The 26751-nt window shown below is 62.4% G+C and carries 21 protein-coding genes and 1 tRNA gene; 13 read left to right on the top strand and 9 right to left on the bottom strand.

The window, feature by feature from the left end; translation table 11 throughout:
* Positions 1–12: 12 nt before the first annotated feature.
* The 3 genes from IPK66_00540 to IPK66_00530 form a co-directional block, all read right to left on the bottom strand.
* The gene (locus IPK66_00540) at positions 13–879 is read right to left on the bottom strand and encodes a S49 family peptidase (protein MBK8173824.1); all 867 of its coding nucleotides are present in this window, start codon (positions 877–879) and stop codon (positions 13–15) included.
* A gap of 81 nt (positions 880–960) precedes the next feature.
* A complete protein-coding gene (locus IPK66_00535) occupies positions 961–1707 on the bottom strand; it encodes a methyltransferase (protein MBK8173823.1) in 747 nt (248 codons plus the stop codon).
* Positions 1700–1921, bottom strand: coding sequence for a DUF2007 domain-containing protein (locus tag IPK66_00530; protein MBK8173822.1), 222 nt, complete (start codon positions 1919–1921; stop codon positions 1700–1702). Before IPK66_00530 ends, IPK66_00535 begins: the two co-directional genes overlap by 8 nt.
* A 265-nt stretch (positions 1922–2186) precedes the next feature.
* On the opposite strand from IPK66_00530, the gene IPK66_00525 reads away from it, so the two are divergent.
* On the top strand, positions 2187–3089 hold the full coding sequence (locus IPK66_00525; GenBank protein MBK8173821.1) for a polyprenyl synthetase family protein: 903 nt from the start codon (positions 2187–2189) through the stop codon (positions 3087–3089).
* A gap of 52 nt (positions 3090–3141) precedes the next feature.
* Here IPK66_00525 and IPK66_00520 read toward each other — a convergent pair whose 3' ends face one another.
* On the bottom strand, positions 3142–3564 hold the full coding sequence (locus tag IPK66_00520) for a transposase (GenBank protein ID MBK8173820.1): 423 nt from the start codon (positions 3562–3564) through the stop codon (positions 3142–3144).
* Positions 3565–3749: 185 nt separating this feature from the next.
* Here IPK66_00520 and mtnA point away from each other — a divergent pair, with 185 nt between their 5' ends.
* The gene (gene mtnA, locus IPK66_00515; protein ID MBK8173819.1) at positions 3750–4853 is read left to right on the top strand and encodes an S-methyl-5-thioribose-1-phosphate isomerase; all 1104 of its coding nucleotides are present in this window, start codon (positions 3750–3752) and stop codon (positions 4851–4853) included.
* A gap of 59 nt (positions 4854–4912) precedes the next feature.
* Here the strand turns inward: mtnA and IPK66_00510 are convergent, their stop codons facing one another.
* Positions 4913–5380 (bottom strand): SRPBCC domain-containing protein, encoded by a 468-nt coding sequence (locus IPK66_00510; GenBank protein MBK8173818.1) that lies wholly within the window; start codon positions 5378–5380, stop codon positions 4913–4915.
* 272 nt (positions 5381–5652) lie between these two features.
* Here IPK66_00510 and IPK66_00505 point away from each other — a divergent pair, with 272 nt between their 5' ends.
* Positions 5653–5958, top strand: a complete 306-nt coding sequence (locus IPK66_00505; GenBank protein MBK8173817.1) for a hypothetical protein — start codon at positions 5653–5655, stop codon at positions 5956–5958.
* Positions 5959–6034: 76 nt separating this feature from the next.
* Here IPK66_00505 and aqpZ read toward each other — a convergent pair whose 3' ends face one another.
* A complete protein-coding gene (gene aqpZ, locus IPK66_00500) occupies positions 6035–6766 on the bottom strand; it encodes an aquaporin Z (protein ID MBK8173816.1) in 732 nt (243 codons plus the stop codon).
* A gap of 742 nt (positions 6767–7508) precedes the next feature.
* Here aqpZ and IPK66_00495 point away from each other — a divergent pair.
* The 4 genes from IPK66_00495 to IPK66_00480 all read left to right on the top strand — a co-directional run bounded on the left by IPK66_00495 (position 7509) and on the right by IPK66_00480 (position 12449).
* The gene (locus tag IPK66_00495) at positions 7509–8801 is read left to right on the top strand and encodes an IS1380 family transposase (GenBank protein ID MBK8173815.1); all 1293 of its coding nucleotides are present in this window, start codon (positions 7509–7511) and stop codon (positions 8799–8801) included.
* Between the two features lie 845 nt (positions 8802–9646).
* On the top strand, positions 9647–11101 hold the full coding sequence (locus IPK66_00490; GenBank protein ID MBK8173814.1) for an NAD(P)-binding protein: 1455 nt from the start codon (positions 9647–9649) through the stop codon (positions 11099–11101).
* Positions 11102–11106: 5 nt separating this feature from the next.
* Entirely contained in the window at positions 11107–11793 is a 687-nt protein-coding gene (locus tag IPK66_00485) for a PIG-L family deacetylase (protein ID MBK8173813.1), read from the top strand.
* A 20-nt stretch (positions 11794–11813) separates the two neighbouring features.
* Complete coding sequence (locus IPK66_00480) at positions 11814–12449, top strand: sugar transferase (GenBank protein MBK8173812.1); 636 nt, start codon at positions 11814–11816, stop codon at positions 12447–12449.
* A gap of 31 nt (positions 12450–12480) precedes the next feature.
* Here IPK66_00480 and IPK66_00475 read toward each other — a convergent pair whose 3' ends face one another.
* The 3 genes from IPK66_00475 to gph all read right to left on the bottom strand — a co-directional run bounded on the left by IPK66_00475 (position 12481) and on the right by gph (position 14860).
* The gene (locus IPK66_00475; GenBank protein ID MBK8173811.1) at positions 12481–13725 is read right to left on the bottom strand and encodes a glycosyltransferase family 4 protein; all 1245 of its coding nucleotides are present in this window, start codon (positions 13723–13725) and stop codon (positions 12481–12483) included.
* Between the two features lie 341 nt (positions 13726–14066).
* Positions 14067–14141, bottom strand: a tRNA-Val gene (locus IPK66_00470).
* 47 nt (positions 14142–14188) lie between these two features.
* Positions 14189–14860: a phosphoglycolate phosphatase gene (gene gph / locus IPK66_00465; protein ID MBK8173810.1), complete on the bottom strand. Its 672-nt coding sequence runs from the start codon at positions 14858–14860 to the stop codon at positions 14189–14191.
* Between the two features lie 117 nt (positions 14861–14977).
* On the opposite strand from gph, the gene glmU reads away from it, so the two are divergent.
* The 6 genes from glmU to IPK66_00435 all read left to right on the top strand — a co-directional run bounded on the left by glmU (position 14978) and on the right by IPK66_00435 (position 26643).
* Complete coding sequence (gene glmU, locus IPK66_00460; GenBank protein MBK8173809.1) at positions 14978–16345, top strand: bifunctional UDP-N-acetylglucosamine diphosphorylase/glucosamine-1-phosphate N-acetyltransferase GlmU; 1368 nt, start codon at positions 14978–14980, stop codon at positions 16343–16345.
* Positions 16346–16350: 5 nt separating this feature from the next.
* The gene (gene glmS, locus IPK66_00455) at positions 16351–18174 is read left to right on the top strand and encodes a glutamine--fructose-6-phosphate transaminase (isomerizing) (protein ID MBK8173808.1); all 1824 of its coding nucleotides are present in this window, start codon (positions 16351–16353) and stop codon (positions 18172–18174) included.
* Positions 18175–18243: 69 nt separating this feature from the next.
* Positions 18244–19596 (top strand): glutathione-disulfide reductase, encoded by a 1353-nt coding sequence (gene gor / locus IPK66_00450; protein ID MBK8173807.1) that lies wholly within the window; start codon positions 18244–18246, stop codon positions 19594–19596.
* A 150-nt stretch (positions 19597–19746) separates the two neighbouring features.
* A complete protein-coding gene (locus IPK66_00445; protein MBK8173806.1) occupies positions 19747–21141 on the top strand; it encodes a 3-deoxy-7-phosphoheptulonate synthase class II in 1395 nt (464 codons plus the stop codon).
* A gap of 28 nt (positions 21142–21169) precedes the next feature.
* Entirely contained in the window at positions 21170–22345 is a 1176-nt protein-coding gene (locus IPK66_00440) for a nicotinate phosphoribosyltransferase (GenBank protein MBK8173805.1), read from the top strand.
* A gap of 647 nt (positions 22346–22992) precedes the next feature.
* On the top strand, positions 22993–26643 hold the full coding sequence (locus tag IPK66_00435; GenBank protein ID MBK8173804.1) for a hypothetical protein: 3651 nt from the start codon (positions 22993–22995) through the stop codon (positions 26641–26643).
* The last annotated feature ends 108 nt before the right edge of the window (positions 26644–26751 follow it).

The following is a 26751-nucleotide window of genomic DNA, read 5'->3' as shown; positions in this document are numbered from 1 at the left end:
TTTTTGTCCCGATCACAGCCCGAACTGGTTCCACATCAGCCGTTCTTCAACCCAGGCAAACGTCCGGTCGAGCAAGTCGGCGAAACCAGGGCGCTGCTCGGCGCCGATTCCCGGCAATCGCGAGCGGCGCCACCAGCGGCGGGTCTGACCAATCACACGCAACCGCACTTTCGCGCCAAACTTCTCGCGCATGATTGTCCGCACGTCGCCCAGTCCGTCGATTAGGCCAAGGTCGAGTGCCTGGCGGCCAGCCCAGTAGCGGCCGGAGAACAGTTCCGACTCCTCGCCCTTGAGCCTGTCGCCGCGCCGGGTGCGGACGTGCTGGCGAAACGATTCGTGCACGTCGGCCTGAATCCGCCGAAGGTGGGCGACTTCCTCGGCTTGTTCAGGCCGGAAGGGATCGAGTGCACCTTTATGGACACCGGCGGTGTGCACACGGCGCTCGATACCGAGACGGCCGAGAGCCTCGGTAAAGCCAAAACCCGCGGAAATTACGCCAATCGAGCCTACGATCGAACTTTCGTCCGCCCAGATCTCGTCGCCAGCGGCAAGCAGCCAGTACCCGCCCGAAGCGGCGACGTCCTCGGCAAAGGCAAAGACCGGCCGGTCGTGTTCCTCGGCCAGCGCGCGGATGCGCCGGGCGATCAGTGCCGATTGCACCGGCGAGCCGCCTGGCGAATTGACCACGAGGGCAACCGCTTTCGCGTCCTTTATTGTGAATGCACGCTCGAGCGTGGGCGAGAGGGTGCCTAACGAAAGTCCCTGGCGCAGCGCGCCCACCCGGCCGATGACGCCGTGCAGCGGCACCACGGCGATCACCGGCGGCGGATTGCGAAATCGCTCGAACGGAAGCCAGGAGAGCAGGTGGCGCAGGCGCATTAGCAAAGCCGATCGTCTTGTGGTGCTTGACGTAGGCAAAATGTCGGGCGCGATTTGCGGCGTTCAAGGCGCATTGGCGCGTCAGCCGGCAAGATCAAGCGGCGCCGCATCGCGAAGGATGGCGTCGATCTGATCGGTATAGGCGCCACCGGCCTGGTGCAGGATGAGGCCGGGCAGCAGCGTCAGCGGCGCGCCCGACCCCTTCTGGCCGGATACGATGACACGCTTGGCGGCCTTACCGGCGCCGGGCCAAAGCGGTTGAATAACGAGCGCGCCGAGCCGGCCGTTCAGTCCCGCCAGGACGTCGGCCAGGCGGTCGGCCCGCTGGATCAGCGTTACCGTACCGGCAGTACGCACCATTCGCAGGCAAAAGTCGATCCAGCCGGAAAGCCGCACGCCACTTTCGACCATCGCCTGGGCGCGGCTGGGGTCGCGCGGGGCCTGTCCGGTCCCCTGCTCCACGTAAGGCGGGTTCGCCATGACGTGGTCGAACGAGGCCGGCGATAAGCGAACCGGCGGATTGGCGATATCACCGAGATAGAACCGCGTTCGTGCGGCAACGCCCGTCGCCTCGGCGTTATCGGCGGCGAGGCGAACGAGCGTCCGGTCCATCTCAATGCCGGTGACCTGAACACCGTCGACGCGGACGGCAAGGCACAAGGAGGCCGCACCGGTACCGGCGCCGACATCAAGCACCGTTTCATTCGATCGCGCCGGAACGGCGGCGGCGAGCAAGACCGAATCCGTGGTTGCGCGGAACCCTTCCGACGGCTGGCGCAGGTGCACACGGCCATTCAGCAGCCGATCGTCGGTTGCCCCCTCAGACATCGTCGGCGACGCCCCGCGCCGCGTCGAGCACCTGCCGTGCCCGGGCTGCGTCGGCATCGTCGACCATTATTCGCCGCTGCACTGCCGAAAGCGCACCGCCATAGGCGCCGCAGGTGAACCCGTCGAGGATATGCGCCCGGATCCCGAGTTCGCTCAGGCGCGCTTCAAGCCAGGAGACGAAAACGGCGTCCTCGCTACGCGTGAGTTCGATCATTATCATCCGGCATCGCGAGTAGAGCCCATCGCCGATCCTTTGGCCGCACCAACGCGGCGGCGGGCTTGACCCCAGCCGGTCGGGATTCATATGCTCGACACTTCGGGACTGGCCGTCAAGCGGCCGATCACAAACGAGGGAGGATGCGTAAGTGGGCGTTGCCGTGGGCCTTGACGGCGGATTTGATCGCAAGCCGACGCTCGACGCCCTGAACGACATCGTCTCCGGCGATCTGAGAGCGGTTAATGCCCTGATTGTCGAGCGGATGCAAAGTCCCGTACCACTGATCCCGCAGTTGGCCGGCCACGTGATTGCCGCCGGCGGCAAACGGTTGCGGCCGATGCTGACGCTCGCGGCGTCACGGCTGTGCGGCTATCAGGGCTCGCGCCACGTTGGCCTCGCCACCAGCGTTGAATTCATCCATACCGCGACGTTGTTGCATGACGATGTCGTTGACGATTCGTCGCTCCGGCGTGGGCGGGCATCGGCAAATACCGTCTGGGGAAATAAGCCGAGCGTTCTGGTTGGCGATTTTTTGTTCAGCCGGGCGTTCGAGCTGATGGTCGAGGACGGTTCCCTCGAGGTTCTCGCGATTCTCTCCCGCGCGTCGTCGGTGATTGCCGAGGGAGAGGTGATGCAATTAATCACCACCAACGATATCAAGACGACGGAGGCGGCGTACCTCGCGGTGATCCGTGCGAAGACGGCGCAACTGTTTGCCGCGGCGTGTCGCATCGGCGCTGTCGTCGCCGACCGGTCGCACGGCGACGTCGAGGCCCTCGACGCCTACGGCATGAATCTTGGCATTGCCTTTCAGCTCATCGACGACGCGCTGGACTACTCGGCGAAGCAGGCGACTCTGGGCAAAACCGTTGGTGACGATTTCCGCGAGGGCAAAATGACGCTGCCGGTCGTGTTTGCCGTCGATCGCGCCGACGAGACGGAACGCGCGTTCTGGCAGCGCACGATCGAGGACCTTGAACAGGACGATGCCGATCTTGATCGCGCTATCGCCCTGTTGAATCGCTGCCAGGCCCTTAGCGATACGGTCGAACGGGCCCGCAGCTATGGACTTGCCGCTGCGCGCGCGTTGGCCCCGTTTCCGGAATCGCTGGAAAAGCGGGCCCTCCTCGACGTCGTCGCCTTCTGCATCGAGCGCGCCTACTAGGGTCTGTGGACGAATTTGATCAAGCATGGGCCTGCTGCTAGCTTATGATTGATCATCTGGAGTTTTGGGCGGTGTTCCCCCATCCAGGGCTGGCCTGAGGCGTCCGAAGCCCTGCTTGATGCGCGCGAGCCTTGAGGGGCCTTTGCAAAGAAGGTCGGCTTATCCTCTCGTTGTTCTTGTGGGGAATTACCCGAGCGATGCGGCGCGCTCTCGCAGCGGCTCTGTTCACCTTGCTGAATACCCTTGTCGGCGATGGCCGCACGCGGAACGAATCCAGCGTAGCGAAAATGGCTTGGAACGCCCTCGCTTTGCTCAACCGCGCGAACCGCTCCCACACGCTGTTCCAGTTGCCGAATTCCTTCGGCAAGGCGTGCCAGCGCGCGTTTTCGACCGTGAAAAAACGCGGCGCTTCCCGGAACAGACGGTTGTCCTGAGCCTTCCGGCCCCGACGGGGCAGATGGGCGCGAAACATCACCAGCGTATGCTGCGAATCCTTTTCGCTCGTCCGTTACGACAAGACTCCGAACCCAATTCCAGTCGGAGTCTGATGAATCACAACCGATTCACCGTAGGGATCCTAAAAATTCATCTCACCAAATTTCGGCCACACGGCCTAGAGTGCCGATACCAATATCGGTGGTCTTCGGCGACGGGCGCACGATGCGAGTGGATGGGCGGCACTATCGGACGATCTGGCCCGCTGCCGACGCCAAGAGCGTTGAAATTATTGATCAGACGCGGCTTCCGCACGACTTCGCCATCGTTCGACTGCATTGCGCTGACAGCGCTGCACACGCGATCCGGACGATGCAGGTGCGCGGTGCCCCGCTGATCGGCGCCACTGCCGCGTACGGTCTCGCGCTGGCGTCACTCACCGATCCGTCGACTGCCGCGTTGCACGCGGCTGCGGCCGACTTGCGCAGAACGCGGCCCACTGCGGTCAACCTCGCTTGGGCGCTGGACCGGATGGTGGCTGCGCTTTTGCCGATCACGGAAAACCAGCGGACAGAAGAGGCGTGGCGCGTGGCCGCAGCCCTCTGCGAGGAGGACGTGGCGATCAACGGTGCGATCGGCGATCACGGCGCAAGATTGATCGCAGACGCTTGGGAGCGAAAGGGGCGATGCGGGCACATCAACGTGTTGACCCACTGCAATGCCGGCTGGCTTGCCGCTGTCGACTGGGGAACGGCGCTTGCGCCGATTTACAAGGCGCACGATCACGGGTTGCCTGTCCACGTCTGGGTCGACGAGACCCGGCCGCGAAACCAGGGGGCGTTTCTGACCGCCTGGGAACTGGGGCAGCACGGAGTTGCGCATACCCTGATCGTCGATAATGCCGGCGGGCACCTGATGCAACGCGGACTCGTCGATCTGTGCATCGTCGGCACCGACCGGACGACGCGCGCCGGCGATGTCTGCAACAAGATCGGAACATACTTGAAAGCGCTCGCCGCGAGCGATTGCGGCGTGCCGTTCTATGTCGCCTTGCCCAGCCCCACGATCGACTGGAGAATCGCCGACGGGATCGCTGAGATCCCGATCGAACAGCGCGACGAAACCGAAGTCGTCCGTATCTCCGGTCGCGCCGAAGATGGCCGGATCATTGACATTGGCATCGCCCCCGAAAGATCGCGCGCGCGCAACGATGCATTCGACGTGACTCCGGCTCGCCTCGTCACCGGGCTGATTACCGAACGGGGTGTTTGCGCCGCGAGCGAAGCGGGCCTGCGCGGGTTGTATCCGGAGCGTGGTATCGACTTGTGAGCGCGGTGCCCACCATTTCGCGCACAGGCCGCGCCGCTGGCGTGCTCAACACTCCGGCGTCAGGATACGCCGAGAGCGTGCAAGCTCATGTCCTGCATCACGTCGTGCCAGCCGGCGCTGTAGAGGGCGGCCGCGGCGGGTGAGGGCAATCCTTGGTGGGTAATGACCACCCGGGTCGCGCCGTCCTTCAAATCAAGGAATTCGACTGTAACGTAAGTGTCCGTCACTGCGTCGGCGGCGTTCTCGGAGGACCAGGTGAAACAGAGCTTGTGCGGCGGCGCGATCTCGACATAGTGGCCGATCAGGACATCCTCCCCGCCACTGGCCGCGCGCAGCGCGAAGCGAAACTTCCCGCCACTGCGGACATCACACTCGCACGACGTTAAGGCCGACTTCTGCGTTCGACCCCACCAGGCGCGCAGGGCAGCAGGATCAGTGAAAAGGTTGAATACCTCGCGGGGCACCAGCGGCACTACCCGGGCCGCGCGAACGGTCATTCCACGCGCGTGCGTTGTCGCGTCGATCATTGGGATTTCCTTTCTGACGTGCGCCGCGGCACCGAAGCAGGTCAGGCCGACGAGCGTGTTCGTCCCTGCGGCATATTGCCCCTCCGATCCGCTGTCAATGGCAAGCGCGGTCCGCGGCCGATGATCTGGAAATGTTCTGGCTGGACAACCGGTGCGTGCCGAACCAAAGTCGCGGTTGGATGCTTGCGGATGGCCGGATCAACACGGCGTTGCGCAACCCAGGATAACCCGCGCGCTTTACGGGAGGAGGTGGCGGCGGGAGGGGACGTCGGATGCGAGGCATCTACCGCGACCGCCGAGATCGCCTGCGGGCATCGAGTGAAGTCTTTCCGTCAATGCTGGCAGATTTTCTTGAAACCGAAGTCCGCGAAGATCCGCGCTGGTGCGAGGAACTTCTCCGCGGGCTGGATCAGGCTTGCGGTGGGCGACCGTTCGCAGCGCAGGGAAGCGCCTACGCCCTGAAGGCGGGGCCCGATGGTGTGGAACTACGCAATGGGGACGAGCGTCGCGCCGCCTTGCGTCTTGCGGTCACTGACCTTAGACGGGCTCTCGCTGCCTGGAGACGAGCAATTGGCTGATATCAAGCAGCGAAACCGGGAGGCGAAACGGCCGGATCGGCTCGTTCCGCCTCCACGGCATCTCGTCCGGAGACGATCAGGCGCGACCTGCTTTGACCGGTTCGCCAACAATCTTCGTCGTCGAATCCGCGCCCAGCCAGCGATAGATGAAGCCGCCAAACAACGCGCCGACGATCGGCGCCAGCCAGAACATCCACAACTGCGCCAGAGCCCAGCCGCCGACGAGAACCGCCGGACCGGTGCTGCGCGCCGGATTCACCGAAGTGTTGGTCACCGGAATGCTGATCAGGTGGATCAGCGTCAATGCAAGGCCAATGGCGAGCGGCGCAAATCCGGCAGGTGCCCGGCCGTGGGTTGATCCGAGAATGACCAGGAGGAAGAAAAAGGTCAGGAATGCCTCAGCAATGAGCGCCGAGATCATCGAATAGCCACCCGGAGAGTGTTCACCGTAGCCGTTCGAGGCGAAGCCGGCGGACAGATCGAAACCGGCCTGACCACTGGCGATCAGGTAGAGAATGCAGGCGGCCGCGATCGCTCCCAGGACCTGTACGACGACGTATGGCAAAATATCGCTCGCGGGAAAGCGCCCGCCGGCCCAAAGCCCGACGGTGACCGCCGGATTGAAATGCGCGCCGGAAATATGACCGACGGCATAGGCCATGGTTAGAACGGTCAGTCCGAAAGCCAACGAAACGCCGACGAATCCGATCCCAAGACCGGGGAATCCGGCGGCGAGGACGGCGCTGCCGCAGCCACCGAAGACGAGCCAGAAGGTACCGAGAAACTCGGCGCCCAGGCGTTGAGACATGCTGTTCATCGCTTGATCCCTATCTGATCACCCCTCCGACACGCATTCCGATAGCCGGTTCTCTCGTGCGCCTTAGAGCGGTGATAATTACGTTCAAAACCCTGCCATGGCCGCCGGGACCGCGTGGCGGCCCGCCGGGCATGAGGCTACGAGGGCATTGATCGGCGAGACCAATCGCCAGTGAGCCCCCCTGAGCTGAGATCATTACGACCGAAAATAGACGGCTCGGCAACCCCCAGTCATTAATCGCCGGCGAGGAGAGGCGTGCCCGCTGCGAACACCTTGGTTGAGCCTCACATCTAAGCCCAACCCGTCCTGCGGGTCGGGCCCCTGCGGATCACGGGATCGTTTGCTTGCAGCGCCTTCACCAGTTCGCAAAGGGAGCGAATCACTCCGATCGCGGGTGTAACAGTTCGGCGACGACGCGCCACACATGACGGTTTGCCACCTTTGAAAGACCTCGATCTGGCCAATGGCGGCTTCGCTGATGGGGGTTGCTTTGCGGCGGACGCGCAGCCGCGCAGATCAGTTGAGAACAAGTCCGCGAAGGTGCTGACCATCATCACCGACATGGCTGACACACACCGGATTTCCCGCCCCTGGTGGACATAGGGCCTTAGCCCGTCTTATTCACGACGGCGGGCGTAGTGAACTGGCGGATGTAGCGTAAGCGGTTGATGTGGCGTAGGATTCGGTTGCTGAAGCCAACCCTTCGACGACATCCTGGCCGGCCACATCCGCCATGACCGACGATACGACGCTGCCGTTCTCGTTTCCAGCCGTCGGACGCAAGAAGGTCACCGCCGCCTTCGACGGCGGCCGGATCAGCTCGGACGGCGGGGTTCTGCTGCTGGCCGAAGTCGAGCGCCGGCTGGGCATTTCCACAAAGCTCGCCGCCGTGATCCCGGACGGCCGCGACGCGAGCCGGATCACTCACCCGTTGGCCGACATTCTGCGGGCGCGCATCTTCGCCATCGCCTGCGGCTGGGAGGACGCCGACGATCTCGACAGCCTGCGCTTCGATCCGGCGTTCAAGCTCGCCTGCGGCCGGTTGCCGGATAGCGGACGGGACCTGTGCTCGCAGCCGACCGTCTCGCGCTGGGAGAACGCCCCCGACCTGCGCAGCGTCATCCGGCTCGGCCGGGTCCTGCTCAATCTGTGGCTCGACAGCTATCGGGCGCCGCCCGCCGCGGTGACGCTCGACATCGACGACACTTGCGACGTCGTCCACGGTCATCAACAGCTGTCGCTGTTCAACGCCCATTACGACGAGCGCTGCTTCCTGCCGATCCACATCTACGATACCGCCACGGGCCGGCCGGTGGCGGTGATCCTGCGCGCCGGCAAGACTCCCTCGGGCAAGGAGATCCGCGGTCATCTGCGTCGCTTGGTCCGCCACATCCGCCGCCGCTGGCCGCAGACGCGCCTCACCATCCGCGGCGATGGCCACTACGGCCGCCCGGAGGTGATGGATTGGTGCGAGGCGAACGGCATCGATTACGTCTTCGGTCTGCCCGGCAACAGGGTGCTCGACCGGTTGGTCGACGAGGCCGCCGACGACATCCGTACCCGCCGGGCGCTGGAGAAGAAGCCCTGCCTGCGCGGCTTCACCGAGACCGGTTACCGGGCGAAGTCGTGGAAACAGCAGCGCCGGGCGTGTGCTCGCATCGAAGCGACGACCCGCGGCCTCGACATCCGCTTCGTCGTCACCAGTCTCGAAGCCGGTTCGGCCGAGCACGTCTACGACACTCTCTACTGCGCCCGCGGCCAAGCCGAAAACCTGATCAAGATGCACAAGAGCCAGCTCGCCTCGGACCGCACCAGTTGCCGCTCGCCGCTGGCAAACCAAGTACGACTGTTGCTGCATACCGCTGCCTACTGGCTCATCCTCGAGTTGCGCGACGCCATCCCGAAAACGCACGCCCTGGCGGTCGCCGAGTTCGCCACCCTCCGACTGCGACTGCTGAAGCTCGGCGCCGCCTGCCCGGACGCGGCGCTGATCCGCCACCTCGCCACCGCCCTCGCCGGACCCTGAGCACTGGGGCCAGAGACGCCCCGCCGAACCCCTCCCGGAAACCACCCACACCACCATCAAATCCAATCCGACCAAGCCGGGAAAACCCGAAAGCCCACGCTCGTCCCATCAGTCAGCGTCGCCCAAAATCTCAACCTCCAAGCCGGCGTCATGAATAAGACGGGTTAGCGGCTGACGATAAGCAAATACGCGTCATCGTTGTATAGAACGCCAAGCGGTGCCGCCAAATCCATTGGTTTCTCCGCTATTTAAGCAGAACAATAACTTCATATCGTGATAATAAATAAAAAGTTAATATTTGTATGTAGCGTTTAGTAAAAATTAATTGTGTATGCACTAATAAGTGCGCTACATATTATTAGTAAATAATCATAATATTGTATTACGCATCGTATATATGTATAATAGAGGTGTAATTTCTGACATTGTGCGGCTATGATACTGCGTTAATGGCAGTAGGTAGTTTTTGTATGCCACCCGTATGACCTGATAAGCATCAACTGGACGCCCGTTCGCCTCCCCAACTTTCTGCGCCAGAGTTCAAAATTCTTTACTCGTAATACGAGAGCGAGATTGGGCTATCGGGTGGCTGCGCCAAACCTACCTTCCGTGACATCTGGCTTCATATCGCGAAAGATGACGCGCCATATTCTCACTAAAAATTCAGAAAAATACTCAAAAGTAGTAATGTATCAACATAACATATTGAAACTTATGTGTTTCATACACTTTGTGTATACGCGTAAATAACCCCATTTAGGCTAAATTAGTTTAGCATTGCGTGGGCGACGGCAAAAATGAGATGACAATGAACGATTGTTAATGATTTGCAGGGGGGCGGGGTGGTGGCCGAAATTCAAAAAGACATACTGATTGTTGGTGCCGGGCCAACAGGTCTCGGCGCCGCTTGGCGCTTAAACGAGCTGGCGACACGCGGAGTTATCAATCCATTGATCGATTGGCTGTTAGTCGAGCGCTCGCAGTTTCCTGGCGGCATGGCCATGTCAACGACAGATTCTCAAGGATTTACATGGGATCTTGGGGGGCATGTCGTTTATTCTCACTATAAATATTTTGATGCATTGCTTGACGAACTCGTGGGCGGCGAGTTGCTTCATCATGAACGTAAAGGTTGGGTATGGATGCATGGGCGGTATATTCCATTCCCGATCCAGCGCAACCTCCATCATCTGCCGCCTGCCGACTTGACCCGCTGCCTGAAGGACCTGATCGGCAATCAAGCGATGGACCGGGGAAACTCTTCGGGGCCGACGAACTTCGCTGAATGGTTGCGCTGGAACTTTGGGCAGTCTCTTACCGAGCTGTTCTTTCTGCCATACAATTTCAAGATGTGGGCCTATCCAGCCGATGAAATGGGCATCGACTGGACCCAGCGGAAAAGCGGTTCGCGCTACGCCAACGTACCGCTGGTGGACGTCGACCGACTGTTGGAGAACGTCGTTTGCCGGCGCGACGATCCCGGCTGGACCGGCGCCTCGCTCTTTCCCTACCCGGTGCGTGGCGGCATCGGCGCATTGTGGCAGCGAGCCTATGCCAAGCTCCCAGCCGACCGGCGTCTGCTCGATCAGGAACTGGTATCGATCGACACCGATCGGCGGATCGCCCGTTTTAGCAGCGGCCTGCAAGTGGCGTACCGGCATCTCGTCTCCAGCATGGCGCTGCCTGACCTACTCGCGGCGATGCCAGCGGACGCAGCCGACTTTCGCCGAACCTGCCCGCTCAAACACTCGCGTAGTCACGTCGTGGGATTCGGCCTGCGCGGGGAAACGCCCGCAGCATTGCGAGACAAATGCTGGGTCTACGTTCCGGAACTCAACCTGCCGTTTTTCCGGGTAACCGTGATCTCCAACTATTCGCCAAACAACGTGCCGGACGACGGCGCGCATTGGTCGCTGCTCTGTGAGGTCAGTGAATCGCCATATAAGCCCATCGATACGGACGAGATGCTCGCCGAAGTCGAGGCGGCGCTCACCACGTCTTTCTTGCCGCCTGACCAGACGATCGTCTCACGCTGGTATCGTTATCTCGATTATGGCTATCCGGTGCCGTGTCTGCAGCGCGACGGATTTCTTCGCGAAGTGGAGCCCTGGCTGCGTCGCCGGCATATTCGCACGCGCGGCCGTTTCGGCGGGTGGAAATACGAGACCTCCAATCAGGACAACGGCTTCATGCAAGGGGTCGAGGCGGTCGATAGCATCCTGTTTGGTGCCGAGGAACTCTCGTACTTCTATCCCGACTTGATCTGCGACGGCGCGGTTCAACGCGTGTTGCCGAACTGACCGCGATGGATAGCATTGGGCCCTCCGCTGAACCGGGCGGTTTGCTCGGTTTGGCCAATGCCCGCGTGCTGTGCGTCGCCGCGCACGCAGACGACGAAGTGCTCGGCTGTGGCGCGACACTCGCCCGCGCCTGTGAGGAAGGTGCCGAGGTCCGAGTGCTCCTGCCGGTCAGGCGCTCCGAAGTTCGCAGCACTGCCAACGGCGAATTGCACCTGAACCAGTTTGTGGCAGCGGTCCGGATGCTCGGCGCCGAGCCTGTTGTCCCTGCGGACATGATCCCGGAACACCGTGCGGAGTCGGATACGATGGCGCTACATGCGGTGATCGAGCCGGAAGTAATCTGGTCCGATGTCATCCTGACCCACTGGCACGGCGATGCGCATCAAACCCACCGGGCGGTCGCGCGCTGCGTCGAGATCGCAACGCGGCCATTTCGCCGACGTCGGCACGTGCTCCAGTACGAGGTGCCGAGTTCGACCGATCAGACGTTCCGCAACACATTCGCGCCCAATCTCTATGTCCGCCTCGAGGAACGGCACGTCGCGCGGAAGGCGGAGGCGATGGCGCTCTATACGACGGAGCAGGCTCCCGGACGCAATCCCCGCAGCATCCTGCGCTGGGCCGAATTTCGCGGCGAGCAAATCGGCGCTCGGTTCGCCGAGAGCTTTGTCATCGCGCGCGCTTTTATCTGAAATTGAGGGGACCCGGAGCAATGAGCGCCGCACTCTACCCCGTCGGCAAGCGCCTTATCGATGCCCTTGGCGCGGCCTTTGCGCTCGTGTTGTTCGGCCCCATCGCCCTGCTGTTCGGTGCCTTCATCCGCCAGCAAAGCCCCGGGCCACTGTTCTTCGTCCAGACACGCGAGGGTCAGTGTGGCCGCCCGTTCAACATCCTCAAGCTGCGGACGATGTATCCCGATGCGGGAGAACGGCTGCGGCGCCATCTTGAAACGGATGCGAGCGCCGCCGCGGAATTCGCTGCCAACGGTTGCCTGCGTGACGATCCTCGCATTGTCGGACGGGCGGGCGCTCTGGCGCGACGCTACAGCATCGACGAAATCCCTCAACTGTGGAACGTCCTCGTTGGTGAAATGAGCCTCGTCGGACCGCGCCCGCTGCACCCACGCGACGCCGAGATGTTCTTCGATGCACCGACCCGGGCGGCCCGCCTGCTGGTCCTTCCAGGGATGACCGGCTTGTGGCAGGTCAGGCGCGAGGGCAAGCGCGACGTCATGCGCAACATCGGCGAGCTCGACCTAATTTATGTCCGCAAGCGCTCGCTGCGCTTCGATTTCATGATCTTGCTGTTGACGCCGCGCGCGGTCTTGTCCGGCGGCGGAGTTTCTTGAATTCACGTGCTGGATGAGAGAGGGGACGGACTTAACGGGTGTCACGCCGTCCGCTGCCACGTGGATCACGCCGAACGATGGCGTAGGTCGCCTCCAGGCCATCGATATGCCGATCGAGCGTAAGCGGATTTTCCCAATACGTATCATAAGCCTTCCGGCCCATGGCCTTTGCCGTATCGGCATCAGTGAGCCGCTGCATGACGTCCGCGAGGGCGTTGACGTCGCGGCTGGGAAACCACAGTCCGGTTTCACCATCGCGCACGGCCTCGCGCCCGGCACAGTTATCGGAAACGATGACGGGAATGCCGTTGGCAAGCGATTCAAACGTGGTTAGCGGCTGGCACTCATACCACAACGACGGGAAGACGAGCGCGCGGGCGCCGCGCATCGTCGCAAGAACCTGATCCGGTGGCAGCCATCCGTGCAGTTCGGCACTCGGAAAGATGCCGCGAATGTGGTCGGCCTCGCCGCCCGCGCCGACGAAGACGGCCTTCAGGCCCGTTTGCCGTGCCGCTTCGGCGAAAAGGATGGCCCCCTTTTCCGCCGATAGACGTCCGACGAACAGATAGGTGTCGTTGTGCTCGGGATTTGCCGGCCCCCGGTCCTCGACCGAGATCGGGTTGGCGACGGAATAAATGTTCGCCTGCGGTGGCAGGTAGGGCTGGATCACCTGCCGCTGCAAATCGCTGATGCAGATGAAATGGCGGATGCCGCTCGGCATGCCGCCAAGCCACCACAGGGCCGCCTGGCGCACGACGCGAAAGGCCTTGTGCCGATAAGCGCGGACGTCGCAGTTCGTACTGACGCAGGCGGCCGACAACGGCGTCAGCGGACAGTTGGACTGCTGGCGATAATTAAAGAAAGCGCCGTTCGGACAGGCGAGGAAATACTCGTGGATCGTATGGACCGTCGGTACCGGCGTGCGGGCGATTACCCTGCCGATGCTGGGGGACAGGGCTTTCGCCCAGCCGTGGACGTGCAGGATCGTTTGCGACGGATCGAGGGTATTCAGCAGCGCGCTCAGTCGTTCCGCCGCCGCCCGGTTCCAGATGCCGCGCGTCGCCGCGCGCAGAGCCGAGTCGTCGTTCAGCAGATCGGGCTGATCGAGGCAGATGACGTCGACGCCCGCCTCGTACAGCCGTGCCTCGACCGGCGCAACCGCGGCGAAATAAAACACCCGATGTCCGCGGCTCGCGAGACCGATCGCACTTTCGATCGCGACCTTTGCCAAGCCACCGTTTATGGATGCATGATCGGACGCGACGACGATCGTCAACACGTAACAGTCGAGCCCCCGCTTCCTAACTGGCGGACCATCGAGCAGGATGGACTTTCGACGGCACAAAGTGGAAGGTGCCAATTCCGCTCCCACGGCGGCTTGATAGTCGATCGCCCGAAGCGCTGCAAGCGCGTTGTGCCTAGCGATCCTGCATTATCGGGACAGCGAGCGCGCTTGCCACGGCGACGTGCGAGAGGATGCAGCGGCTCGTGTGATCAACAGAAAATCTCGCACGGTAACGGACGATTTTTCGCCGCAAGTATCACCGGCAAACGTCAATACGCCAAAGTTCTTTGGAAACACCCGTTGGCCGACGGTTTGATGCATTGGCGAAAAGGTGGTGGGCGCGACAGGGATTGAACCTGTGACCCCTGCCGTGTGAAGGCAGTGCTCTCCCGCTGAGCTACGCGCCCGGCCTCCTTCGTGTACGGCGATATAAGGGCCGAATGATTTGGGGCTGTCAAGAAAGCCGGCTGATCGCCGCCGGCAATTCGGCGAATTCCCTGATGATGATGTCCGCGCCGAGGTCTTCCGTCGGCACTGCACCGTAGCCACCGGTGCGCACGATGACCGGCACGCCGAGGGATCGCGCGGCGGCCACGTCATTGATGCTGTCTCCGACCATCACCGCCTGATCGGCTGCGCCGCCAAGTGCGACGAGCGCCGCTTCGAGGTGCCGTGGATCGGGCTTGCGCGCGCCGGGAACCGAATCGCCGCCGATGACGGCGGAAAAATAGCTATCGAGGCCGAGTTTCGCGAGAATTGCACAACTCATGCGTTCCGGTTTGTTGGTGCAGATGCCGAGGCGGAATCCTGCTGCCCGCAGCGCGGCGAGAGTCTGCTCGACACCGCAATAGGCATAAGTCAGGTCCGCGGCATGAGCTTCGTAGATGGCGAGAAACCGCGCAAGGAGCCGGTCCGTCTCGCTCTCTGCGCCGAGGCCGCCGGTGATCGCGAGCGCGCGGCGGACGAGCACGCCGGCACCGTCGCCGACGATCGCGATGACCTCGTCCAGGAGGAGCGGGCGACGCCCCGCTTCGGTCAGCATCGTATTCAAAGCCGCTTGCAGGTCGGGTGCGCTGTCGATCAGGGTACCATCGAGATCGAAAACGATGAGGGTGATGACGCGCATCGAACGTTTCGCCTAATCCGTGTAGAAGATGTATCGCAGGGTGGGCGGCAGGGGCGTACGGCTGGCCCGTATCGTCCATCCGTAGCTTCAATCCTGGTTGTAAGCGGCTCGCGATCCATGACCAACGGAAAAACCGCCATCATCGTCCTTGCCGCGGGGTTGGGCACCCGCATGAAGTCGAGCCTGCCGAAGGTGATGCATCCGATCGCCGGCCGGCCAATGATCAATCATCTGCTCTCCTCGCTGCAACCGCTCGACCCCGAACGGCTGGTCGTCGTCGTCGGTGAGGAGATGCGGGCGGTTGGCGACGCGGTCGCGCCCTGGCCTACGGTCGTGCAGGCGCAGCGCCTCGGAACCGGCCACGCGGTCATGGCCGCCCGCTCCGTGATCGAGGGTTTCGATGGAGACGTTCTGATCGTCTATGGCGATACGCCGCTGCTCTCGACCCAGACCTTGGCGCGTATGCTGGATGCGCGCCGCGCCGAGAGCGCGCCGGCCGTCGTCGTCCTCGGGTTTCGTCCCGCCGATCCGGGCGCTTACGGACGCCTCGTCGTCGGCGCCGACGATCGGCTAGAGAAAATTGTCGAGGCCAAGGACGCGTCGGCGAACGAGCTTGCGATCGGCCTGTGCAACTCCGGGGTGATGGCGGTCGACGGCGCCCGTCTCTTTGCCCTGCTCGACCGGGTCGAGAACACCAACGCCAAGGGCGAATACTACCTGACCGACATTGTCGGGCTGGCCCGTCAGTCCGGCGCGGTTTGTCGTGTCGTCGAGGGCGATGAGCATGAGTTGATCGGCGTCAATTCACGCGCCGAACTCGCGGTCGTCGAGGGATTAGCCCAAGCGGAGCTGCGCGCGCGGGCGCTGGCGGGCGGTGCGACCCTGACCGACCCGTCCAGCGTCTTTTTCAGCTATGATACGGAACTTGGCCGCGATGTCGTCATCGGCCCGCATGTCGTCTTCGCCGGGGGCGTCTGCGTTGCCGACGACGTCGAGATTCGCAGCTTCTGCCACCTCGAAGGCGTCTCGATCGCCAGCGGGGCGAAAATCGGGCCGTTCGCCCGTCTTCGTCCGGGCGCGGCGATTGGCCCGGACGCGCATATCGGCAACTTCGTCGAGATCAAGAACGCCTCGATCGAAAGCGGTGCCAAGGTCAATCACCTGACCTATATCGGCGACGCGCGCGTCGGCGCCGGCGCCAACGTCGGCGCCGGAACGATCACGTGCAACTACGACGGATTTTTCAAGAACCACACCGATATCGGGGTCGGGGCGTTTATCGGCTCCAACACAGCTCTCGTGGCGCCGGTGAAGGTCGGGGATGGCGCGATCGTCGGCGCGGGTAGCGTCATTGCCCGCGACGTTGCCGCCGATTCCCTGGTATTGACACGGGGCGCGCTCACGCACAAAGACAATTGGGCGCGCGAATTCCGTGAGCGGCGAGCCGCCGAGAAAAAATTGCAGAAATCCCCCAAGAAGAGCTAGCGCATATGTGTGGCATCATTGGTATTGTTGGCAATCAGACTGTCGCTCCCCTTCTGCTCGACGGATTACGCCGTCTCGAATACCGCGGCTATGATTCCGCGGGTATCGCTACGGTCGAAAACGGCGTGATTGTGCGCCGGCGGGCGCAAGGTAAACTCGCCAACCTCGAAGCATTGCTGGGGACCGATCCGATCGGCGGACGAATTGGCATTGGTCACACCCGCTGGGCCACGCATGGAGCGCCCACGGAGGCCAACGCCCATCCCCACGGCGACAGCCATGTCGTGCTGGTGCACAATGGCATCATCGAGAACTTCGCCGCCCTCAGGCGGGAACTGGCGGCAAAGGGCCGGCAGTTCACCACCGAGACCGACACGGAAGTCGTCGTTCATTTGATCGGCAGCCTCCTCGCTGAGGGCGCCTCGCCGCAGGAGGCGGTCCAGGCGTCGCTCGCGCGCATTGAGGGCGCCTTCGCACTCGCCATCCTGTTTACCGGATACGACGACCTGCTCATCGGCGCGCGCCGCGGCAGCCCGCTCGCCGTCGGTTACGGCGATGGCGAGATGTATCTTGGCTCGGACGCCTTGGCTCTCGCGCCCTTGACCAGCCGGATCTGCTATCTGGAAGAGGGAGACTGGGCGGAGGTCACCACCGGCGGCGCCGTCATTCACGATGCCGATGGCGCCGTGGTCGAGCGGCCGATCAAGCTGACGGCGACGTCGGGCGCGATGATCGGCAAGGGCAACTTCGCCCATTTCATGTTGAAGGAAATCTATGAACAGCCGGCGGTGATCGGCGATACGCTGCACGGATTGCTCAATCCGTGGAACGAGGTCGTCGTCCCGCCGCCGCTGCCGTTTGATCTGACGCGAATCAGCAAGCTCACGCTGGTCGGCTGCGGGACGTCGTTTCACGCGGCGCTGGTCGCCAAGTACTGGTTCGAGCAGATTGCCCGCCTCCCGACCGAGGTCGATATCGCCTCGGAGTTCCGCTACCGCGCCGCGGACATGCCCCAGGGCGGTCTTGCCGTCTTTATCTCGCAGTCGGGAGAAACCGCCGACACGTTGGCGGCGATGGCGTTTGCCCGCAAGCAGGGCCAGCACGTGCTGAGCGTCGTCAACGTTCAGGAAAGCTCGATGGCGCGCCAGGCGGACGCGACGATGCTGACTCACGCCGGCCCCGAGATCGGGGTTGCGTCGACCAAGGCGTTCACCACGCAGTTAACCGTCCTCGCCTCGCTCGTCGTCGCGTTCGCGGCGAAGCGCGGCAAGATCGATCGCGAGGAGGAGCGCCGGCTTTGCCGGGCGCTGACCGAGGTGCCGAGCCGCGCCAATGAAGTGCTGAACCATGACGGGCGCATCGCCGAGATTGCCCGCGATGTCGTCGATGCCCGCGACGTTCTCTATCTTGGACGCGGCACCGGTTATCCGATCGCGCTCGAGGGCGCGCTCAAGCTCAAAGAGATCAGCTATATTCACGCCGAGGGTTACGCCGCCGGCGAGATGAAGCACGGGCCGATCGCGTTGATCGACGAAAACATGCCGATCATCGTCATCGCACCCTCCGATCATCTGTTCGAAAAGACGGCATCGAACATGCAAGAGGTCATCGCCCGCGGCGGCAAGGTCATTTTCCTCTCCGATGCCGAGGGCATCGAGCGGCTGGGGACCGTCGCCGCGGCAACGGTTGAACTGCCGGCGGTCCATCCTTTCGTCGCCCCGTTGCTCTATACGATTCCGGTCCAATTGCTCGCCTATCATGTCGCAGTGTTGAAAGGAACCGACGTCGATCAGCCGCGCAACCTTGCCAAGAGCGTCACGGTCGAATAGGTGCTAGGCGGCGGTGGGGGGATTGGGCTGGCGGCGATAATAACGCCGGAGCACAAAGTCGGAACGCCTATGGCACAGTTTGACTTCGACCTGATTACGATCGGCGCCGGTTCGGGGGGCGTGCGTGCCGCTCGCCTGGCGGGCGGTTACGGTGCGCGCGTGGCGATCGCGGAGAAGAGCCGCGTCGGCGGAACCTGCGTGATGCGCGGGTGCATCCCCAAAAAACTCCTGATCTATGGCGCTCATTACGCCGAGGATATCGAGGACGCGCGCGGATACGGCTGGAGCATCGCGGGGGCGCAGCTCGACTGGGCCGAACTCATTGAAGCGAAAAATCGCGAACTCGATCGCTTGGAGGGCGTCTACGGCGGGATCTTGAGGCGGAACAACGTCCATATTCTCGAAGGCAAGGCCGTCCTCGAAGACGCCCACACGGTGGATTTGTGCGGCCAGCGGTATACCGCGGAAAAGATCCTGATCGCCTGCGGCGGATGGCCCTCGCTTCCCAACATTCCCGGCATCGAACACGCAATCACCTCGAACGAAGCACTGGACCTCGAAGCGCAGCCCGAGCGCATCTTGATCATCGGCGGCGGATATATCGCGGTCGAGTTCTGCGGCATCTTCCGCTCGGCGGGCACGGCCGTGACCGAAGTCATCCGCGGCGATGAAATCCTGCGCGGCTTCGATGACGACGTCCGCAGCTTCTTGCGCGAGCAGATGGAGCGACGGGGAATTACGGTTGAGCGGCGCGCGGTGTTGCGCTCGCTTGCAAAGACCCCGGACGGGATCGTCGTCACGCTCGCGGACGGGCGGCGGTTGGAAGGCGATGTTGTCATGTTCGCGACCGGTCGCGCGCCGAACACGCGCGGTCTCGGTCTGGAGGAAGCAGGGGTGGAACTCGCGTCCGACGGCGCGGTCGTCGTCGATGCGCAGAGCCGGACGACCGTTGCCAACATCTACGCCGTGGGCGATTGCACCGACCGGATCAATCTGACGCCCGTCGCCATCGCCGAAGGCCGCGCCTTCGCCGAACGCCATTTCAATGCCAACCCGGTCTGTCTCGACTACGAGAACGTCCCGTCTGCGGTATTCAGTCAGCCGCCGGTCGCGGTCGTCGGCCTGACCGAGGCGCAGGCGCGCCTCCGCGGCCCCATCGATGTCTATACGTCGCGGTTTCGCCCCTTGAAGCATACGATATCCGGGCGAGATGAGAACTCGTTCATGAAGATCGTCGTCGACGTCTCGACCGATCGCGTTCTTGGCTGCCATATGGTCGGGGCCGATGCGCCGGAGATCATCCAGGGCCTGGCCATCGCGTTGAAATGCGGTGCGACAAAGGCGCAGTTCGACGCCACCATCGGCATCCATCCAACGGCCGCGGAAGAGTTCGTAACGATGCGCGACAAGCGCGTGCCGTGATCTTGCGCCGAGATCTTGCGCCCTGGCGGGGAGCGCGGCCGGGGCGCGGTGCCAAGACCGCATAGCTGCCCGTTGGCCACGCCGGTTGAAAACCGCTCTCGACCCGCTTATAGCCTTTAGCCTGAGAATAAGCAGAGAACGAGCGAGGCGATGAGGGACGCGTGGAGTCCGGACGTTTGGCGGAATTGTCCCATCCGGCAAGTTCCGACCTACAGTGATGCGAACCGGCTCACGGCGGTCGAGGGGGAACTCCGCCACTTTCCGCCCCTGGTATTCGCCGGTGAAGCGCGCCGGCTGAAACGGCTGCTGTCGCGGGTCGCCGAGGGCAAGGCGTTCTTGTTGCAAGGAGGCGATTGCGCCGAGAGCTTTGCCGAGTTCCACCCCAACAATATCCGCGATATGTTCCGGGTGCTGCTGCAGATGGCCGTCGTTCTGACCTTCGGCGCGGCGGTGCCCGTGGTCAAGGTCGGCCGCCTCGCCGGCCAGTTCGCCAAGCCGCGCTCGTCGGACAGCGAGACGATCGACGGCGTCACCTTGCCGGCCTACCGTGGCGACATGATCAACGGCATGGACTTCACCCCCGAAGCCCGCGAGCCCGACCCACAGCGGATGCTGCATGCCTACAACCAGTCGGCATCCACGCTCAACCTGATCCGCGCCTTCGCTCAGGGTGGTTATGCCGACCTGCATCAGGTGCATTTGTGGAACCTCAGCTTCGTCGCCGACAGTCCGCAAGGACACCGGTACAAGGATCTCGCCGGGCGCCTGGATGAGGCACTTGCCTTCATGGCCGCCTGTGGGCTGACGTCTGAGACGACCCCGCAGATCCGTGAGACCAGCTTTTTCACCTCGCACGAGGCGCTGCTGCTGAACTACGAGGAAGCGCTGGCGCGAGTCGATAGCACCACCGGCGACTGGTATGACACCTCGGCGCATCTTCTGTGGATCGGCGAGCGGACCCGTCAGATCGACGGCGCCCACGTCGAATTCCTGCGCGGAGTTGGCAATCCGATCGGCGTCAAGCTCGGACCGACAATCGCTGGCGACGAGCTGATTCGCTTGATCGACATCCTCAATCCGGCGAATGAAGCCGGACGCCTGACGCTGATCGTGCGCATGGGGCCGGAAAAAATCGACGATGTCCTGCCAGCCATGATCCGCCGCGTCGCTCGCGAGGGGCGGCGCGTCGTCTGGGTGTGCGATCCAATGCACGCCAATACGGTAAAGAGCTCGAGTGGATATAAGACACGGCACTTCGATCGCATCCTTGAGGAAGTCCGCGCTTTCTTCGCCGTGCACGAGGCCGAGGGGACCTACGCCGGCGGCGTTCATTTCGAGATGACCGGCCAGGACGTCACCGAATGCGTCGGTGGTGCCCAGGCCATCACGGAAGCCAACCTCGGCGCACGCTACCACACCCACTGCGATCCGCGCCTGAATGCCAGTCAGGCCTTGGAGTTGGCGTTCCTGCTGGCGGAAACCCTTAAGGAGGGTCGCAGCCGTGAGCGTACGCGCGAGCTGGGGCGAGCAGTTGCCGCATTCTGAGGCCGGGGTCGCCGTACCGTCTGCGAGCGTGCTCGAGCCGTCGTCAAGCGTCCTGCAACCCAGCCCCGGCGACGTCGAGCCGTGGACGGATCGTTATTTCGTTAAGACCAAACAGACGATCCGCCGCTTCGGCGACAAGACGGTGACCTATGCCGTTTTCATGCGCCGGCCGGTGATTTTTACCCCGCGATTGATGCTGCGTTGGCTCAACCAGGTTATCGCAAGTCGGAACATTAACGTCCGCATCGAATGTAACTATCACGAAGGCGATTGGGTCGGCGCCGGCGAGCCCTTATTCTATATAACTGGCTCCTTCTATCATCTTGTCGATCTCGAAACGTTATATTTACAAAAACTGGGCGCCTCGTGTGTGGCCGCTTATAACGCGTTTACCATGTGCTCCGATCTTCCCAAGGTCGCGTTCATCGCCATGGACGCCCGTCATTGTGCCGGGATCGAAATGGCCGAGATGATGGCTTACGCGGCCGCCGTTGGCTCGGAGGCAGCGAAGCGGCAAAGCCGCGCCAAGGGCTTTGTCGGAAATGCCAACGATGCCACCGCTCATTATTTCGGCCAGGCCAAGGGACTGGGCACCATGCCCCACGCCCTGATCGGCTATGCCGGATCGACGGTACGCGCCGCCGAGATGTTCGCCGAGACGTTCCCGTCTGAAGATCTGACGGTTCTGGTCGATTATTTTGGCCTCGAGGTCACCGACTCGCTTGCCGTCTGCCGGCGGTTTGCCGACCTTGCCTCCGCCGGCCGTCTCGCTGTCCGCCTCGATACGCATGGCGGGCGGTTCATCGAAGGGCTGGACCCGCAGGCGTCCTACGCCGTTCTCGAACGCCATGTGCCGTTGGCGGTCCGCCGCTACCGAAACGATACTGAGCTGCGCTACCTGACCGGCACCGGCGTTTCGGCCGCGGCGATCTTTCATATGCGCGAAATGTTGAATCAGGCGGGCTTCGAAAAAGTTCGCATCGTCGCTTCCTCGGGGTTCGACGTCTATAAATGCAAGGTCATGGCCGACGTTGATGCGCCGATCGATGCCATCGGGACCGGATCTTATCTTCCGGATACGTGGAAGGAGACGTACGCGACGGCGGATATCATCGAATACGATGGCGCGCCGCAGGTCAAAATTGGCCGAGAATTTCTTATAAAGCGAGCGCGCTCGGGCGGAAAACATACTTTGCCGGAATGAGCACAGTGCGCCAACGCCGCGGCGGCGGGGCGGAACTCCAAATTGCCGACCGATCCGAGGCCATTTCCGCAGCCTGATATAGGCCCCGTGCGCCAAGCTTGGCTGATCGCCTTGTTCGCCGGTGCAAACTGTGCTTGGGAGTAGCGCGCGCTATCCACGGACGTCGCTTACGGACGTGATCGGACCTTCGCCGGCGATGGCGTCCCGTACTTCTCGGAGCGCCTCGACGTTCCCGCCAGCACGCCGGTAGCGGCGCCCCTTTGTCACAGTATAAACGGTCGAATAACCAATTCTCCCGCGGTCCGTGTCAAAGATCGCTCGGGCGACACCAACAAAGCCCCGCTTACCGTTTGAACTCGCTCGCAAAACCCAAGCGCGAAATTGCCATCAATCCCCTTCCGCGTCGCGCGGATCTTAGCGCAGATCTCACCCGCCTCGGGTGAGGTTCACTTGCATCTGCAAATTGCCCTCAGTACCGTGAATAGCATGGGCGTGGGAGCGTCCGTCTGGCGATCCGCTTCGCGAACGCCAGCCAGCCCAGTTCGCTTCTCCGACGACCGACGCCAGGTTGAACGGTGAGCGCGGAACTGCAAATTCCCGCCGAAGCTGACAAGCGCACGGCGCGGCTCTCTTAAGGAGGAAAGCTCATGGCAACGATCAACGGGACCAGCGGCGACGACGTCATCACCCCGGGTGGCGTCTCAGCAGGCGTAACGGGCGGCGTGCCGTCGGCTAGCGATGACAGCGTCTATGGCGGCGGCGGCAACGACTTGATCGATGGTGGCGGCGGAGCCGACACGCTCAATGGTTACACCGGCGATGATACGCTTCTTGGCGGTGCTGGCGGGGATGTGTTTATCGCCTACTATGGCGCGAATTCACTGAACGGCGGCGGCGGCGTTGATACGCTCGATGCGACGAGCGGCGGTGACTATACGGATGACACCTTCGTCAGCGTTGAGACGCTGCAAGTTGACAACTCTCATGTCGATATTACTGCAGCAAATCTGGCGCTTTTTGCGAATATAGACCACACGTCTGGAAGTTCATCAGATTACTACTATTTCCGTATATTTGGAGATAGTGTAGGAAATCTCACCGGAAAGTTTGCTGATCCAGACAAAACCTTGGTCATTTACAGCTATGGTAGTAATGCGATTACCATCGGCCCCGGATATACCGGCACCGTTGACTATCATGGGTCGGGTTCCGACGAGACGGTAATTGGCGGCGACGGCAACGACAGCCTCTACGGAGCGGCTGGCGACGACAGCCTGAACGGCGGCGGCGGAGCCGACACGCTTAATGGTTACACCGGCGATGATACGCTTCTCGGTGGTACTGGTGGGGATGTGTTCATCGATTACTACGGCGCGAATGTGCTGAACGGTGGCGCCGGCGCCGACGTCCTCGATGCGACCGGCGGAGGCGACTATACGAATGACGCCTTCGTCAGCGTCGAAACATTGCGGGTTGACAATTCTCGCGTCGATATCACTGCGGCAAATCTCGCGACATTTGTAAATATAGACCACACATCTGGAAATTCAGGCGACTATTATTATTTCCGTCTTTTCGGAGATGGTGTGGGAAATTTTACCGGAAAATTCGCAGATCCGGACAAGACACTGAGCATATACAGCTATGGCAGCAACGCCATTACCATTGGTCCGGAATATACTGGCACGGTTGACTATAACGGTTCCGGTTCCGACGAGACGGTGATTGGGGGTTCGGGCAACGACAACCTAGACGGCGGTGGCGGTAACGACAACCTGTTTGGGGCTACCGGCGACGACAGCCTCTATGGAGCGGCTGGCGACGACAGCCTGAATGGCGGCGGCGGCAGCGACACGCTCAATGGTTATACGGGCAATGATACGCTTTTTGGCGGCGCAGACGGGGATGTGCTGATCGATCGCTACGGCGCGAATGTGCTGAACGGCGCCGCTGGTGCCGACACCCTTGATGCAACCAGCGGCGGTGACTATACGGATGACACCTTTGTCAGCGTCGAAACGTTGCAGGTCGACAACTCTTTCATCGATATTACCGCGGCAAATCTCGCAACATTTGCACGTATCGACCATACGTCCGGAAGTTATTCAGATTATTATTACTTCCGGTTATTTGGCGATAGCGTGGGAAACCTCACCGGCAAGTTTGCCGATCCGGACAAGGCTTTGAATATCTATAGCTATGGTAGCAATGCCATTACCGTCGGTCCCGGATACACAGGTCAGCTCAACTATCACGGCTCCGGTTCCGATGAAACGGTGATCGGCGGTGACGGCGGCGACAGTCTCTATGGGGCGGCCGGCGATGACTCGATCGATGGCGGGAACGGAAACGACACGATTAACACCTACAGCGGAAATGATACGGCTCTGGGTGGCGGTGGCGACGACTTCATCGTCGATCTCTATGGGAACAATCTGCTCAACGGTGGCGCCGGTAACGATACCATCGAGGGCGGTTCGGCGACGGATATCCTCATCGGTGGCGCCGGCAACGATATGATCATCTTTGATTCGTCGTATTCCGCCGGAAGCATCGATCTGGCTGGAGGCTCGGCGAATATCGGCGGTGTCATCGAGACGATGATCGGCTTTGAGAACGCCATCGGCTCGCAAGGTGCGAACATCATCACCGGGACCGGCGGTGCCAACTTTCTCGACGGGCAAGCCGGCAATGATTCGATCTCGGGTGGCGCCGGCAACGATACGATTACGGGCGGCGGCGGCGTCGATACGATGAACGGCGGCGCCGGCATCGATACCGTTGACTTCAGCTTCTCGACGTCGGCGACCGGCTGGGTGTTCAATCTCGGCGCGGCGACGGCGGTGTTCGGCGGCGGCATCGAAACGATCAGCGGCTTCGAAAATCTGATCGGTTCCGCCGGTGGGGACAACATCACCGGCAACGGACTTGCCAATGCGCTGTTTGGCGAGGGCGGCAACGATACGATCTTCGGGCTTGGCGGCAACGATACGATTTCCGGCGGCATCGGTACGGATTCGATGAACGGCGGCGGCGGAATCGACACGGTCGACTATTCGTTCAACGCCGACGCCTGGGACATCGACCTGGCCGCCGGCAAGGCGACGATTGGCGGCGTCACCGAGCAGGTGATCGCCTTCGAGGCGGCGATCGGCAGCCAAGGGGCGAACGAAATCTCGGGTACCGGCGGCGACAATCTGCTCGACGGACAGGCCGGTAACGATACGCTGCTGGGTCTCGACGGTAACGATACGCTGATTGGCGGAGCCGGGGCTGATCAACTGGTCGGCGGGGCCGGCAATGACACCTATGTCATCGATGCGCTCGATAGCGTCGTCGAAGGGATCGGGGGCGGCGTCGATACGGTGGTGAGCGGCACCAGCTATCAACTGTTTGACGCGCAGTTGGAGAATCTGACGCTGACCGGCGGAGCCGACTTGCAAGGAACCGGCAACGCGCGCGCCAACATCATCGTCGGCAGCGACGGCGACGACACGCTGAGCGGCCTCGGTGCTGCCGATGGCCTGTCGGGCGGCCTCGGCGACGACAGCCTCAACGGCGGTGCCGGTGGCGATACACTAATCGGCGGCGACGGCGCGGACATGCTGTCCGGCATTTCCGCCGACGACAGCCTCAATGGCGGCGCCGGCGACGACTTCCTGGTCGGCGGGGTCGGCGACGATACGTTGCTGGGTATTACCGGCGCCGACTCGCTGCTCGGCAACAACGGTGCCGATGCGATCGACGGCGGCAGCGGCAGTGACACGCTGCGCGGCGGCGGCGGAGAGGACACGCTCATCGGTGGCGGCGACGACGACCTGATGGTCGGCGATTCGCAGAACGACATGCTCGACGGTGGGGACGGCGCCGATACACTGCTGGGCGGGCTCGGTTTCGATACGCTGACCGGTGGAGCCGGCGCCGATACCCTGGTGGGCGCGGAAGCCTCGGACAGCCTGATCGGCGGCGCCGGGGCCGACCGCTTCGACTACTTCGGCGACATCACGACGCTCGGGCGGGACACCATCGACGGGGTCGATGGCATTGGCGTTGCCGGCGGTGACGTCTTCAATTTCACCCCGCTGGATGCCGATCTGACCGTCGGCGGCAACCAGGCATTCAGCTTCATCGGTACGGCGGCGTTTACTGAAGCCGGCCAGATCCGCGTTGTGAATGCCGGCGTCAACACCCTCATCCAGCTCAACGTCAACGCCAGTCTCGGCGTCGATCTGGAAATTCTCGTCCGCGATGGCGCCGTCGTTGCCTCCGACTATGTCGTCGGAGACTTCCTGTTGTAATCAGGCGATCACAGGCGGTTATCCCCACCGCCGTCGATCGCCGATGCTGCTGAAACGCGCGGGCTCGGAACGGGCTCAGGCTGGCCGGCCCGCGCGATAAAAAGAGCG

The organism is Rhodospirillales bacterium (genome assembly GCA_016712595.1).
Lineage (GTDB): Bacteria > Pseudomonadota > Alphaproteobacteria > Rhodospirillales > Defluviicoccaceae > Defluviicoccus.
The sequence above is the reverse complement of the archived record's forward strand: the minus strand, read 5'-3'. Positions and strand labels throughout refer to the sequence as shown.

Excerpts from the sequence above, each read along its gene's own strand:
- IPK66_00540 (MBK8173824.1), bottom strand. The coding sequence starts at position 879 with ATGCGCCTGCGCCACCTGCTCTCCTGGCTTCCGTTCGAGCGATTTCGC.
- IPK66_00535 (MBK8173823.1), bottom strand. The coding sequence starts at position 1,707 with ATGTCTGAGGGGGCAACCGACGATCGGCTGCTGAATGGCCGTGTGCAC.
- IPK66_00530 (MBK8173822.1), bottom strand. The coding sequence starts at position 1,921 with ATGATCGAACTCACGCGTAGCGAGGACGCCGTTTTCGTCTCCTGGCTT.
- IPK66_00525 (MBK8173821.1), top strand. The coding sequence starts at position 2,187 with ATGCAAAGTCCCGTACCACTGATCCCGCAGTTGGCCGGCCACGTGATT.
- mtnA (MBK8173819.1), top strand. The coding sequence starts at position 3,750 with ATGCGAGTGGATGGGCGGCACTATCGGACGATCTGGCCCGCTGCCGAC.
- IPK66_00510 (MBK8173818.1), bottom strand. The coding sequence starts at position 5,380 with ATGATCGACGCGACAACGCACGCGCGTGGAATGACCGTTCGCGCGGCC.
- IPK66_00505 (MBK8173817.1), top strand. The coding sequence starts at position 5,653 with ATGCGAGGCATCTACCGCGACCGCCGAGATCGCCTGCGGGCATCGAGT.
- aqpZ (MBK8173816.1), bottom strand. The coding sequence starts at position 6,766 with ATGTCTCAACGCCTGGGCGCCGAGTTTCTCGGTACCTTCTGGCTCGTC.
- IPK66_00495 (MBK8173815.1), top strand. The coding sequence starts at position 7,509 with ATGACCGACGATACGACGCTGCCGTTCTCGTTTCCAGCCGTCGGACGC.
- IPK66_00485 (MBK8173813.1), top strand. The coding sequence starts at position 11,107 with ATGGATAGCATTGGGCCCTCCGCTGAACCGGGCGGTTTGCTCGGTTTG.
- IPK66_00480 (MBK8173812.1), top strand. The coding sequence starts at position 11,814 with ATGAGCGCCGCACTCTACCCCGTCGGCAAGCGCCTTATCGATGCCCTT.
- gph (MBK8173810.1), bottom strand. The coding sequence starts at position 14,860 with ATGCGCGTCATCACCCTCATCGTTTTCGATCTCGATGGTACCCTGATC.
- glmU (MBK8173809.1), top strand. The coding sequence starts at position 14,978 with ATGACCAACGGAAAAACCGCCATCATCGTCCTTGCCGCGGGGTTGGGC.
- glmS (MBK8173808.1), top strand. The coding sequence starts at position 16,351 with ATGTGTGGCATCATTGGTATTGTTGGCAATCAGACTGTCGCTCCCCTT.
- gor (MBK8173807.1), top strand. The coding sequence starts at position 18,244 with ATGGCACAGTTTGACTTCGACCTGATTACGATCGGCGCCGGTTCGGGG.
- IPK66_00445 (MBK8173806.1), top strand. The coding sequence starts at position 19,747 with ATGAGGGACGCGTGGAGTCCGGACGTTTGGCGGAATTGTCCCATCCGG.
- IPK66_00435 (MBK8173804.1), top strand. The coding sequence starts at position 22,993 with ATGGCAACGATCAACGGGACCAGCGGCGACGACGTCATCACCCCGGGT.